The 12551-nt window shown below is 71.6% G+C and carries 10 protein-coding genes; all 10 read left to right on the top strand.

Going from position 1 to position 12551, the window contains the following annotated elements; genetic code table 11:
* The first annotated feature begins 54 nt into the window (after positions 1 to 54).
* On the top strand, positions 55 to 990 hold the full coding sequence (locus ACFV9M_RS22525) for a carbohydrate ABC transporter permease (RefSeq protein WP_385068317.1): 936 nt from the start codon (positions 55 to 57) through the stop codon (positions 988 to 990).
* Complete coding sequence (locus ACFV9M_RS22520; protein ID WP_385068318.1) at positions 987 to 1886, top strand: carbohydrate ABC transporter permease; 900 nt, start codon at positions 987 to 989, stop codon at positions 1884 to 1886. Before ACFV9M_RS22525 ends, ACFV9M_RS22520 begins: the two co-directional genes overlap by 4 nt.
* Positions 1883 to 3163 carry a polysaccharide lyase family 1 protein gene (locus ACFV9M_RS22515; RefSeq protein WP_385068319.1) on the top strand — a complete coding sequence of 427 codons (1281 nt, stop codon included), beginning with the start codon at positions 1883 to 1885 and terminating at the stop codon, positions 3161 to 3163. Before ACFV9M_RS22520 ends, ACFV9M_RS22515 begins: the two co-directional genes overlap by 4 nt.
* Positions 3160 to 4314: a Gfo/Idh/MocA family protein gene (locus ACFV9M_RS22510; RefSeq protein ID WP_385068320.1), complete on the top strand. Its 1155-nt coding sequence runs from the start codon at positions 3160 to 3162 to the stop codon at positions 4312 to 4314. Before ACFV9M_RS22515 ends, ACFV9M_RS22510 begins: the two co-directional genes overlap by 4 nt.
* Positions 4314 to 5162 (top strand): PmoA family protein, encoded by an 849-nt coding sequence (locus ACFV9M_RS22505; protein WP_385068322.1) that lies wholly within the window; start codon positions 4314 to 4316, stop codon positions 5160 to 5162. Before ACFV9M_RS22510 ends, ACFV9M_RS22505 begins: the two co-directional genes overlap by 1 nt.
* Positions 5159 to 6685, top strand: coding sequence for a glycoside hydrolase 43 family protein (locus tag ACFV9M_RS22500; protein ID WP_385068323.1), 1527 nt, complete (start codon positions 5159 to 5161; stop codon positions 6683 to 6685). The genes ACFV9M_RS22505 and ACFV9M_RS22500 overlap by 4 nt, the downstream gene beginning before the upstream one ends.
* 39 nt (positions 6686 to 6724) lie before the next feature.
* Entirely contained in the window at positions 6725 to 8704 is a 1980-nt protein-coding gene (locus ACFV9M_RS22495) for a pectinesterase family protein (RefSeq protein ID WP_385068324.1), read from the top strand.
* Between the two features lie 51 nt (positions 8705 to 8755).
* On the top strand, positions 8756 to 10099 hold the full coding sequence (locus ACFV9M_RS22490) for an ABC transporter substrate-binding protein (protein ID WP_385068325.1): 1344 nt from the start codon (positions 8756 to 8758) through the stop codon (positions 10097 to 10099).
* Between the two features lie 157 nt (positions 10100 to 10256).
* Positions 10257 to 11054: a rhamnogalacturonan acetylesterase gene (locus ACFV9M_RS22485; protein ID WP_385068327.1), complete on the top strand. Its 798-nt coding sequence runs from the start codon at positions 10257 to 10259 to the stop codon at positions 11052 to 11054.
* A gap of 33 nt (positions 11055 to 11087) precedes the next feature.
* Positions 11088 to 12401 (top strand): polysaccharide lyase family 1 protein, encoded by a 1314-nt coding sequence (locus ACFV9M_RS22480; RefSeq protein ID WP_385068329.1) that lies wholly within the window; start codon positions 11088 to 11090, stop codon positions 12399 to 12401.
* The last annotated feature ends 150 nt before the right edge of the window (positions 12402 to 12551 follow it).

Raw genomic sequence — 12551 nt, 5'->3', positions numbered from 1 at the left:
CACGAAAGCACACACGCTAGACGCACGCACGACGCACCAGAACGGAGAACAGTCATGGCCCAAGCCGCAGCCGTGGCGAAACCGCCCGCGCCACCCCGGCGGCGCCGTGCCTCCGCCACGCCGCGCAGGCTGCCGTACCTGCTGATCGCCCCGGCGGCCCTGCTGATGCTCGGGTTCATCGCCTACCCGGTCATCAGCGTCTTCTACTACAGCCTGCAGAACTACAACCCCACCAAGCCGTGGCGCAACGGCTACGCGGGCTTCGACAACTTCGTCCACGCCTTCACCGACGACCCGGTCTTCTGGGACACGCTGACCTTCAGCGCCAAGTGGGTCGTCGTCGAGGTCGGGCTGCAACTGATGTTCGGTCTGGCGCTGGCGCTCATCGTCAACCAGACCTTCGTGGGCCGGGCGCTGGGACGCGCCCTGGTCTTCTCCCCGTGGGCCGTCTCCGGGGTGCTGACCTCCGCGATCTGGGTGCTGCTCTACAACTCCCAGACCGGCATCACCCGTTACCTCGCGGACATGGGCATCGGCTCCTACGGCACCAGCTGGCTGTCGGACACCTCCACCGTCTTCCCGGCGGCGATCGTCGCCGACCTGTGGCGCGGCGTCCCCTTCTTCGCGATCCTCATCCTCGCCGACCTCCAGTCCGTCTCCCGGGACCTGTACGAGGCCGCCGAGGTCGACGGGGCGAGCCGGCTCCAGCAGTTCTGGCACATCACGCTGCCCCACCTGAAGGACGCCATCGTCCTGTCCACGCTGCTGCGCGCGGTGTGGGAGTTCAACAACGTCGACCTGCTCTACACGCTGACCGGCGGCGGTCCGGCGGGCGAGACCACGACCCTCCCGCTCTACATCGCCAACACCTCGGTCGACGCCCACAACTTCGGTTACGCGTCCGCCCTGACCACGGTCGCGTTCGTGATCCTGCTCTTCTGCTCGATGGTCTACCTGCGGCTGAGCAAGTTCGGAAGGGAGGCCAAGTGATCACCAAGGAGGCCACCGAGGTGGCGCCCCCGCCCGTGAGCGCCCCCGCCGCGCCCGAGCAGCGGCCGCGCGGCAAGAACCGCTCCTGGGACGAGGTCCCGCGCCGGCAGATCTACCTGCCCCTGTCGGTCTACCTCGTCTTCACGCTGATCCCCTTCTACTGGATCCTGCTCTTCGCCCTGCGCCCGGCCGGCTCGACCTCGCTCGTGCCCTGGCCGATGACCTTCGACCACTTCGACAAGGTCTGGACCGAGCGGAGCTTCGGCACCTACTTCCAGAACAGCCTGCTCGTCGGCCTCGCCACGCTGGTGATGACGACGGTGATCGCGCTCGCCGGCGGCTACGCGCTCGCCCGCTTCGACTTCAAGGTCAAGCAGGCGTTCATGCTGGCGCTGCTCTGCTCGCAGTTCGTGCCGGGAGCGCTGCTCCTGGTCCCGCTGTTCGAGATCTTCGCCGAGCTGCAGATGATCAACTCGCTGGGCAGCGTCATCATCGCGGAGACCGTCTTCCAGCTGCCGCTGTCGATGATCCTGATCAGCAACTTCATCAAGAACGTGCCGTACTCGCTGGAGGAGGCGGCCTGGGTCGACGGCTGCAACCGGCTGACGGCCTTCCGGATCGTGGTCCTGCCGCTGCTGCGGCCCGGTCTGATCGCCGTCGGCTCCTTCGCCTTCGTCCACTCCTGGAACCACTTCCTGTTCGCCCTGATGTTCCTGAACAACCAGGCCAAGCAGACCATCCCGGTCGGCCTCAACACCCTGATGAGCTCGGACAGCGTCGACCTCGGCGCGCTCGCCGCGGGCGGCATCATCGCCGCCGTCCCGGTCGTGATCGTCTTCGCCTTCATCCAGAAGTGGCTGATCACCGGCTTCAGCGCGGGGGCGGTGAAGGGGTGAGAGCACGTCACATCGCCGTGGCCGCGGGGCTGCTGGGGCTGCTGTGCGTCCCGGCCCACGCCGAGGCCCGCGACATCGGCCGGGACAGCCTCGCCGCGAACGACGGCTGGGCCTCGTACGGCACCGGCACCACGGGCGGCGCGGCCGCCGACGACGCCCATGTGTACACCGTCACCGACCGGGCCGGCCTGGTCCGCGCCCTCGACCGGGGCAGCGACACCCCGAAGATCATCAGGATCGCGGGGACGATCGACGCCAACACCGACGACGACGGCGACCCCCTCGACTGCGCCGACTACGCCACCGACGGCTACACCACGAAGAAGTACCTGGCCGCCTACGACCCCCGCACCTGGGGCTCCGCCAAGCCGTCCGGCCCGCAGGAGGAGGCCCGGCAGGCGTCGGCGGCCCGGCAGGCCGAGCGGATCGTGCTGCCCGTCGGGTCCAACACCACCGTCGTCGGCCTCGGGAAAGCGGTCCTGAAGGGCGCCAGTCTTCAGGTCAGGAACGCGGACAACGTCATCCTGCGCAACCTCGACGTGCGCGACGCCTACGACTGCTTCCCCGTCTGGCAGCCCAACACCGGCGGCCTCGGCGACTGGAAGACGGCGTACGACAACATCTGGCTGACCGGCGCCACCCATGTGTGGATCGACCACGTCACCGCCTCCGACCAGGGACGCCCCGACTCCGCCGAACCCACCTACTACGGCCGCAACTACCTCCGCCACGACGGCCTGCTGGACATCACAGGCGGCTCCGACCTGGTCACCGTCTCCTGGAGCCGGTTCGCCGACCACGACAAGGCGATCCTCATCGGCAACGGCGACACCGCCACCGGCGACCGGGGCAAGCTGCGGGTGACCCTGCACCACAACGCCTTCACGTCCGTGGTCCAGCGCGCGCCGCGCGTCCGCTTCGGCCAGGTGCACCTCTACAACAACCGGTACGAGGTCACCGACGGCCACCGCTACTCCCTCGGAGTCGGCACCGAGTCCGCGGTGTACGCCGAGAACAACGCCTTCCACGCCCCCGGCCACATCGAGGTCGCCGACCTGGTCAAGAGCTGGAACGGCACCGCCCTGCACCAGAGCGGCACGCTCTTCGACGGCTTCCCCGTCGACCTCCTCGCCATCCACAACGCCTACAACTCCGGCAGCGAGCGCGACCTCACCGCGGACGCCGGCTGGACGCCCACCCTGCACACGACCGTCGACAGCGCCGCGGCGGCCGACCGCGCGGTGGCCCGCGGCGCGGGCGCGGGGAGGCTGACATGACCGTCCCCGTCGTCCTCGCGGGCGCCCGCGGCCACGGCCGCTGGCACCTGGACAACCTCCGCCGGCTCCAGGACAAGGGCATCGTCCGCCTCGCGGGCGTCTGCGAGCTGACCCCGCTCACCCCGGACGAGATCCCGGAGGGGCTGGGCGCGCCCGAGCAGTCCGCCGACTTCGGCGCGCTGCTCGACTCCACCGGCGCGCGGATCGCCGTGATCTGCACCCCGATCCCCACCCACACCGACCTGGCCCTGACCGCGGCCCGCAAGGGCGTGCACCTGCTGCTGGAGAAGCCGCCCGCGCCGTCGTACGCCGCGTTCCGCCGGATGGCCGACGGGGTCGCCGAGGCGGGCGTGGCCTGCCAGATCGGCTTCCAGTCACTGGGCTCGCACGCGCTGCCCGCGATCCGCGAGCTGATCGCCGACGGGGTGATCGGCGAGGTGACCGGGGTCGGCGGGGCCGGCGCCTGGGCGCGCGCCGAGTCGTACTACCGGCGGGCCCCCTGGGCGGGCAGGCGGCGCCTGAACGGCGTCGACGTGATCGACGGCGCCCTCACCAACCCGCTCGCGCACGCCGTCGCCACCGCCCTCGCGCTGGCCGGCGCCACCCGCGCCGACGACGTCACCGGCATCGAGACCGAGCTGGCGCACGCCAACACCATCGAGGCCGACGACACCTCCTGCGTCCGGGTCACCACCGCCGACGGCCGCCCGGTCGTCGTGGCGGCCACGCTGTGCGCCGAGGACCCGGACGACCCGTACGTCCTCGTCCACGGCAGCCGCGGCCGGATCACCTTCTGGTACAAGCAGGACCGCGTCCTGCTCCAGCGCGCCGGCCACGGCCCCGAGGAGTTCGAGCACGGCCGCACCGACCTGCTGGAGAACCTCGTCGACCACCTCACCGACGGGGCCCGGCTGCTGGTCCCGCCGGCCGCGACCGAGTCGTTCATGCGGGTCGTCGAGGCGATCCGGCTCGCCCCCGACCCGCTCCAGCTCCCCGCGGACGCCTGGCACCGGCTGCCCGGCGAGGACCGCCGGGTGGTCCCCGGCGTGGACGGCCTGGTCGCGGCCGCCGCCGACTCCCTCGCCCTCTTCTCCGAACTGGGCGCCGCCTGGGCGTCCCCGACCGCGCTCGCGAAAGAGGTGAGTACCTGATGACGGCACCCGACGCACCGGTCGTGCTGTGCGTGGCGGGCCGCCCGGTCGGCCGCTACGTCACCCGGCCCGAGCTGCCCGCCCGGCTCTCCCCGCGCCCCTATCTGCACCCCGTCACCACCCTGGCCGGCACGGCGGTCACCGAACTGGGCCCCGCCGACCACACCCACCACCTCGGCGTCGGTGTCGCCGTTCCCGACGTCGAGGGGCACAACTTCTGGGGCGGGCGCACCTTCGTCCGCGACCGGGGCCCGACCGAGCTCGACAACCACGGCGCCCAGCGGCACACCGGCTTCCAGCTGCGCGACCCCGACGGCTTCGTGGAGGAGCTGCGCTGGGTCGCCGCCGGGGCCGAGCTGCTGCGCGAGCGCCGTACCGTCGCGGTCACCGGACTCACCGACACCGCCTGGGCGCTGGACTTCACCTTCTCGCTCACCAACGTCACCGCGAAGCCGGTGACCATCGGCAGCCCCGCCACCAACGGACGCCCCGGGGCGGCCTACGGCGGCTTCTTCTGGCGGGCCCGCAAGGAGGCCTCGGCGCCGGACGTCTTCACGGCCGTAGCCGAGGGCGAGGCCGATGTCCACGGCCGGAGCGCCGACTGGCTCGCCCTGGCCGGCGCCGACTGGACCCTGGTCTTCGCGGGCGCCACCGGCACCACCCGCCGCGACCCCTGGTTCGTGCGGACCGCCGAGTACCCGGGCGTCGGTTCCTCCCTCGCCTGCGCCGAACGGCTCGCGATCGCGCCCGGCGACACCGCCGTCCGCCGCATCGTCACCGTCGTCGCCGACGGCCGCCTGGGCCACGACGACGCGGCGGCCCTCGCCCGGAAGGCGGTCAGCCAGTGACCCGCGGAACGCCTCCGACCCAGGAGACCTACACCAACCCCGTCCTGAACGCCGACTGGTCCGACCCGGACGTCGTACGCGTCGGCGACGACTTCTACCTCACCGCGTCCAGCTTCGGCCGCGCCCCCGGACTGCCGCTGCTGCACTCGCGCGACCTGGTCAACTGGACCCTGGTCGGTCACGCCCTCGAACGCCTCCGGCCGGCGGGCGAGTTCGCGCGGCCCCGGCACGACTGCGGGGTCTGGGCCCCCTCGCTGCGCCACCACGACGACCGCTTCTGGATCTTCTGGGGCGACCCCGACCAGGGAATCTTCCAGGTCAACGCCCCCACGATCAGGGGACCGTGGACCCAGCCGCACCTGATCGAGGAGGGCAAGGGCCTGATCGACCCCTGCCCCCTGTGGGACGAGGAGACCGGCGAGGCCTACCTGGTGCACGCCTGGGCCAGGTCCCGCTCCGGGATCAAGAACCGCCTCACCGGGCACCGTATGCACCCCGACGGCACCTCGCTGCTCGACGAGGGCAAGGTGATCGTCGACGGCGACCGCATCCCCGGCTGGTTCACCCTCGAAGGCCCGAAGCTCTACCGGCACGACGGCCGGTTCTGGATCCTGGCGCCCGCCGGGGGAGTGGAGACCGGCTGGCAGGGCGCCTTCCGCGCCCGGGACTTCTTCGGCCCCTACGAGGAGCGGATCGTCCTGGAGCAGAAGGACACCCCCGTCAACGGCCCCCACCAGGGCGGCTGGGTGCGCACCGGAGCCGGCGAGGACTGGTTCCTGCACTTCCAGCAGCGCGGCGCGTACGGCAGGGTCGTCCACCTCCAGCCGATGCGGTGGGGCGCGGACGGCTGGCCGGTGATCGGGGACGACGGCGCCCCCGTCGCCGCGCACCGGCGCCCCGCGCTGCCGCCGCAGCCGCCCGCCGCCCCCGCCACCGACGACGACTTCCCCGGCGGCCGGTTCGGCCGGCAGTGGCAGTGGACGGCCAACCCCCAGGACGGCCGGGCCACCCACCACTCGGGGGACGGGCTGCGGCTGAGCTGCGTCCGCTCGGCCGACGCGCACGACCTGCGCCGACTGCCGAACGTGCTCACCCAGCGGCTGCCCGGCATCCCGTCCGTCGCCGAGGTCGCGCTGGAACTGCACGGCGAGGAACCGGGCGCGCGGGCCGGACTCGCGGTCCTCGGGGACTCGTTCGGCTGGATCGGTCTGCGACGCGGCGCCGACGGGACGGTCCACCTCGTGCACCGGTTCGCCGAGGCGGTGGCCGAGCACGAGCGGGACGCCGGCCGTCCGCGGCTCGCCCCCGCCGGGCGGGCCCGGCTGCGCGTGGAGATCGGCGCCGGTGCCCGCTGCCGCTTCGCCTACGACCTCGGTGAGGGCTTCCGTTCCTCCGGTCCCGTCTTCGCCGCCGCGCCGTGGCGCTGGGTGGGCGCCCTGCTCGGCCTGTTCGCCGTCGCCCCCGACGGAGCGGGTCACGCCGGGGCGGCCACGTTCACCGAGTTCCGGATCAGACCTCTCTGACCCTTTCGTCCGTACGCCTTACGCCTGTGGGGAGCCGCAATGACGCACTTCCGTAACAAGCGCTTGCCGAGACCGGGCGCGGTGATGGCAGCCGTGGCGGGCCTGATCGCCGCGCTGGGCCTCGGCGCGGTCGGCGAGGCGCACGCGGCGCCGCCGCCGGCCGCCGCCGCCCCGCGGTGGTCCGACCGGGCCCACGGTTTCGCCTCCCTGGCCGGCGGCACCACCGGCGGCGCCGGCGGCAAGGTGGTCACGGTCACCGACCAGGCCTCGCTGGCGCGGTACGCGGCCGCCGAGGAGCCGTACGTGATCCGGGTGGCCGGGGCCATCGCCGTGGAGCCGTTCGGCGCGGAGATCGTCGTCGCCTCGGACAAGACCGTCGTCGGCGTCGGCGACACCGGCGAGACCGTGCACGGGGAGCTGCAGCTGCGTCCGGGCACGCACAACGTGGTCATCCGCAACCTCACGATCCGCGACTCGGCGGTCGAGGGGGACTGGGACTGCAAGGACACCGACTTCGACGGCATCCAGATGGACACCGTCCACCACGTGTGGGTCGACCACAACCGCTTCTCGCGGATCTGCGACGGCCAGCTCGACATCCGCAAGGACAGCGAGTACGTCACCGTCTCGTACAACCGCTTCGAGGACAACAACAAGACCTTCGGCCTGGGCTGGACCGGCAACGTCAGGACGCAGATCACCGTCGACCACAACCTGTTCGCGAACACCAAGCAGCGCAACCCGTCCGTCGACAACGCCGCCTACGCGCACCTCTACAACAACTACCTGACGGCCCAGGCGGATCCGGGCGACCCGGTGTGGACGTACGGGAACTGGTCGCGCGGCCGGACGAAGATGGTCATCGAGAACAGCTACTACCGGGACGTCCAGCACCCCTACCAGGCCGACGCCACCGCGGAGCTGGTGCAGCGCGGCTCGGTCCTGCGGAACACGACCGGCCGGCACGACGAGTGGGGTGCCGCGTTCGACCCACGGGACTTCTACGCCTACCGGCTGGACCCGGCGGCGGCCGTGCCCGCGCTGGTGACGCGGTACTCCGGGCCGCAGCGGTCGATCGGCGCCTCGGTGACGCTGCACGTCCCGGCGGACCACCCGACGGTCCAGGCCGCCGTGGACGCCGTGCCCGAGGGCAACACCCTGCCCGTGACCATCGCGGTCGCGCCCGGCACCTACCGCGAGAAGGTGTTCGTCCCGGCGGCCAAGCCGCACATCACGCTGCAGGGGACTGGACAGGACCGCTCCGACACCGTCATCGTCTACGACACGCCCGCGGCGTACGGCGGTTCGACGGGCAGTGCCACGGTACGGATCGCGGCCCACGACGTCACCGCCCGCCATCTCACCTTCAGCAACGACTTCGACGAGGCCGCGCACGAGCTGAACGGCGAGCAGGCGCTGGCGGTGAAGACGACCGGCGACCGGATCGTCTTCGAGGACACCGCCTTCCTGGGCAACCAGGACACCCTGATGACCGACAGCCCCCGGCTGGACGTCGTCAGCCGGGTCTACATCCGCGACTCCTTCATCGAGGGCGATGTCGACTTCGTCTACGGGCGGGCGACCACCGTCATCGAGCGCTCCGTGATCCGGGCGCTGAGCCGTGGTTCGGCGACCAACAACGGCTACATCACGGCCGCCTCGACCTGGACGGGCAACCCGTACGGGTTCCTGATCACCCGGTCGAGGATCGTGAGCGACGCGCCGGACGGCACCGTCCACCTCGGCCGGCCCTGGCACCCGGGCGGGGAGCCGGCGGCGGTCGCCCAGGTGCTGATCCGGGACACCGAACTGCCCGCCGCGGTCGCGTCCGCACCCTGGACCGACATGAGCGGCTTCTCCTGGCGGGACGCCCGGTTCGCCGAGTACCGCAACACCGGACCGGGGGCGGCCCAGGCCGCGGACCGGCCGCAGCTGAGCGACGAGGAGGCGCGGACCCGCACCGTCGCGCACTACCTCGCGGGCCCGGACGGCTGGGCTCCGTACGCCCGCCACCACTGACCCCCACCACTTCACAGAAGTTCGTTGGATCCAGAAGAAGAGAGCCGACCAATGAAGATCAGCATCCGCAGAAGCAGGCGCGCCGCCACGGCCGTCGCCCTGGGTGCCGTGCTCGCCCTGACCGCCACCGCCTGCGGTGACGACGGCAGCGGCGCCGGCGGCGACAAGGGCTCCGAGGGCAGCGGCAAGGGCAAGATCGTCTTCTGGGACAACAACGGCGGTGTGCGCACCGACATCTGGAAGGAGATCATCGCCGACTTCGAGAAGGCCAACCCCGACATCGACGTCGAGTACGTCGGCATCGCCTCCACCGAGTACCAGTCCAAGGTCGACACCGCCATCCAGGGCGGCGGCCTGCCCGACGTCGGCGGCGTCGGGGCGGCGATGCTCGCCGGGATCGCCGCGCAGGACGCGCTCGACCCGCTCGACGACCGGCTCGGCACGTCCTCCCTCAAGGGCAAGCTCAACGAGGACATGGTGGAGTCGCTGAAGGCGGCCGGCGGCGGCGACGGCACCCTCTACTCGATCCCGACCTCCGCCAACAACGGCGTCCTGTACTACCGCACCGACCTGTTCAAGGCCGCGGGCCTGGCGGACCCGACGACCTGGGACGCGTTCTACGCGGCGGCGGAGAAGCTCACGAACGCCAAGAAGAACGCGTTCGGCTACACCATCCGCGGCGGCGCCGGCTCCATCGCGCAGGCGCTGGACGCGATGTACGGGCAGAGCGGGATCACCTCGTTCTGGAACGGCGACAAGACCACGGTCAACGACCCGAAGAACGTCGCGGCATTGGAGAAGTACGCCGCCCTCTACAAGAAGGTCACCCCGGCGGCCGACCTCAACAACGACTTCACCAAGATGGTCGCCCAGTGGGACTCGGGCACCATCGGCATGCTCAACCACAACCTGGGCTCCTACCAGGACCACGTGAAGGCGCTCGGCGCCGACACGTTCCGCGGCATCCCGCAGCCGACGGGCGCCGACGGCAAGCGTGTCCAGGTGTCCAACCCGGTCGACGGGCTCGGGCTGTTCAAGAGCTCCAAGAACAAGGAAGCCGCCTGGAAGTTCATCGAGTTCGCCGTCTCGAAGGCGGAGAACTCCAAGTTCAACGAGTCCGCCGGGCAGGTGCCGGCCAACACCGAGGCCGCGTCGGACACGTGGGTGTCCGAGTCCGAGCCGACGAAGCTGGCGGCGCAGGCGCTGTCGGACGGGTCGACGACGATCGTGCAGCTGCCGTACTACCTGCCGGACTGGAACACGATCTCCAAGGCCGACAACGAGCCGAACTTCCAGAAGGTGCTGCTGGGGAAGCTGAGCGCCAAGGAGTTCCTGGACACGCTGGCGGATCAGCTGAACGAGGCTCAGGCCGAGTGGAAGCAGCAGGCCGGCTGACTCCGTCGGCTCGGTAGTTCGCGGTCGGTCCGGGGACCTGAGGTTTCGTTCGGACCTCGGACCGGCCGTGGCCGGGCGCGCCCACGCGGCGGAAGCCGCATATCGATATGGCCCCGCGCCCCTTATTGACTCGCCCCGAGTTGAAAGGTGCACCTCCGTGTCCCTCACCCGTCGACAAGTCGCCTCCGCCGCTCTCGCCGCCCTCCCGCTCGGCGCTGCCGTGACCGCTCCCGCGCACGCCTTGGGGCGCCGCCCCCGCACGCTCTACATCGCCGGTGACTCCACGGCCGCGCAGAAGTTCGCCGACGCCGCGCCCGAGACCGGGTGGGGCATGGCGCTGCCCTTCTTCCTGCACCAGGACCTGACCGTCGCCAATCACGCGGTCAACGGGCGCAGTTCGAAGAGTTTCGTGGACGAGGGGCGGCTCGACGCCGTCCTCGCCTCGATCCGGCCGGGTGACTTCCTGCTCGTGCAGTTCGCGCACAACGACGAGAAGACCACCGACCCCACGCGCTACACCGAGCCCTGGACGACGTACCAGGACCACCTGCGGCTGTATGTGGACGGGGCCCGGGCCCGCGGGGCGCGGCCCGTGCTGCTGACGCCGGTCGAGCGGCGGCGGTTCGACGCGGAGGGGAACGCCGTGCCGACCCACGGCGAGTACCCGGCGGCGATGCGCGCGCTGGCCGAGGAGGAGGGCGTCGCGCTGATCGACATCCAGGCGCTGTCGCTCGCGCTGTGGCAGAAGCTCGGGGTCGAGGCGACGAAGACGTACTTCAACTGGACCGGGGCCGAGCAGGACAACACGCGCTTCAACCCGCCGGGTGCGATCGCCGTGGCCCGGCTCGTCGCCGCCGGGCTGCTGCACCGCCGGGTGCTGGGTCCCCGGGACGTGCGCCGGCTCGACGACGAGATCCCCGACTCCTGGATCACCTGGCCGCCGGCCACCGCGTAACCATCCCTTCGGCAACCGGAAGAGAGCCGCACAATGCACGCACAGAAATGGCATGGGCACGTCACAAGTGTCGCGGTGGTGGGCTGCACCGCCCTCGCGCTGACGGTCACCGGCACCACGGCCCAGGCCCAGCCACGGGACGCCGCCCGGCAGACCCTCCCGGCCGGCGACGGCTGGGCCTCGTACGGGACCGGCACCACCGGTGGCGCCGCCGCCGACGCCGAGCACGTGTACACCGTGACCACCTGGGCCGAGTTCAAGGCCGCCCTCGCCGCCGGGGGCGACGCACCGAAGATCATCAAGGTGAAGGGGGTCATCGACGCCGTCGCCGACGGGTGCGACGCCCTCGCCGCGCCCGGCTACGACTTCGACGCCTACCTCGCGGCGTACGCGCCGGAGACCTGGGGGCTCGACACCGACCTCGGCGCCGAGCCCGCCGACAGCCCCGAAGGGCTGCGCCGCCTCTCCGCCGCCCACCAGGACCAGGCCATCAAGGCGAACATCCCCGCCAACACCACCGTCATCGGGGTGGGGAGGAACGCCGGCTTCAAGGGCGCCAGCCTCCAGATCAAGGGCGTCGACAACGTGATCATCCGCAACCTGGCCTTCGAGAGCCCCGTCGACTGCTTCCCGCAGTGGGACCCCACCGACGGGGACACCGGCAACTGGAACTCCGAGTACGACACCGCCGTCGTCTACGGCTCCACCCACGTCTGGCTGGACCACAACACCTTCACCGACGGCAGCCACCCCGACAGCGCGGCGCCCACCTACTTCGGCATGCTGTACCAGCAGCACGACGGCGAACTGGACATCGTCCGCGGCGCGAACTACGTCACCGCCTCCTGGAACGTCTTCACCGAGCACGACAAGACGATCCTGATCGGCAACAGCGACAGCGAGTCCACCGCCGTGGGCGACCGCGGCAAGCTGAAGGTGACCTTCCACCACAACCTGTTCTCGAACCTGGTCGAGCGCGCGCCCCGGGTCCGCTTCGGCCAGGTCGACGTCTACAACAACCACTTCGTCGCCGACGACTCCTACGCCTACAGCTTCGGCGTCGGCAAGGAGTCCCAGCTCGTCGCCCAGGACAACGCGTTCACGCTGCCGACGGGCATCAGCGCGGCCAAGGTGCTCAAGAAGTGGAGCGAGGCGCCGGTCACCGCCGACGGCAACCTCGTCAACGGCAAGGCCGTCGACCTGATCGCCGTGCACAACGCGGAGATCCCCGCCGAGACCCTCCAGACCGGCGCGGGCTGGACGCCGGCCCTGCGCGCCGACGTCGACCCGGCCAAGGCCGTCCCCGGTCTCGTCCGCGGCCGGGCCGGCGCCGGCAAGCTCCGCTGACGTCCACACCGTGACCGGGCCGGGGCCACCGCCCCGGCCCGCGGCCCCCCCCCCCCCGGCCCCCGTTCCGTGGCGCACCCCAAAGGCGCCACCCCCTGCCCCCGCCCCACCCCCCACCCCCCCGCGGCCCGCCGCGCGTGCTGCCCGGCG

Origin of the sequence: Streptomyces sp. NPDC059895, from assembly GCF_042731035.1 — a bacterium.
Taxonomy (GTDB): Bacteria; Actinomycetota; Actinomycetes; order Streptomycetales; family Streptomycetaceae; genus Streptomyces.
Note: the sequence above shows the minus strand (reverse complement) of the source record. Positions and strands in the feature narration are given on the sequence as shown.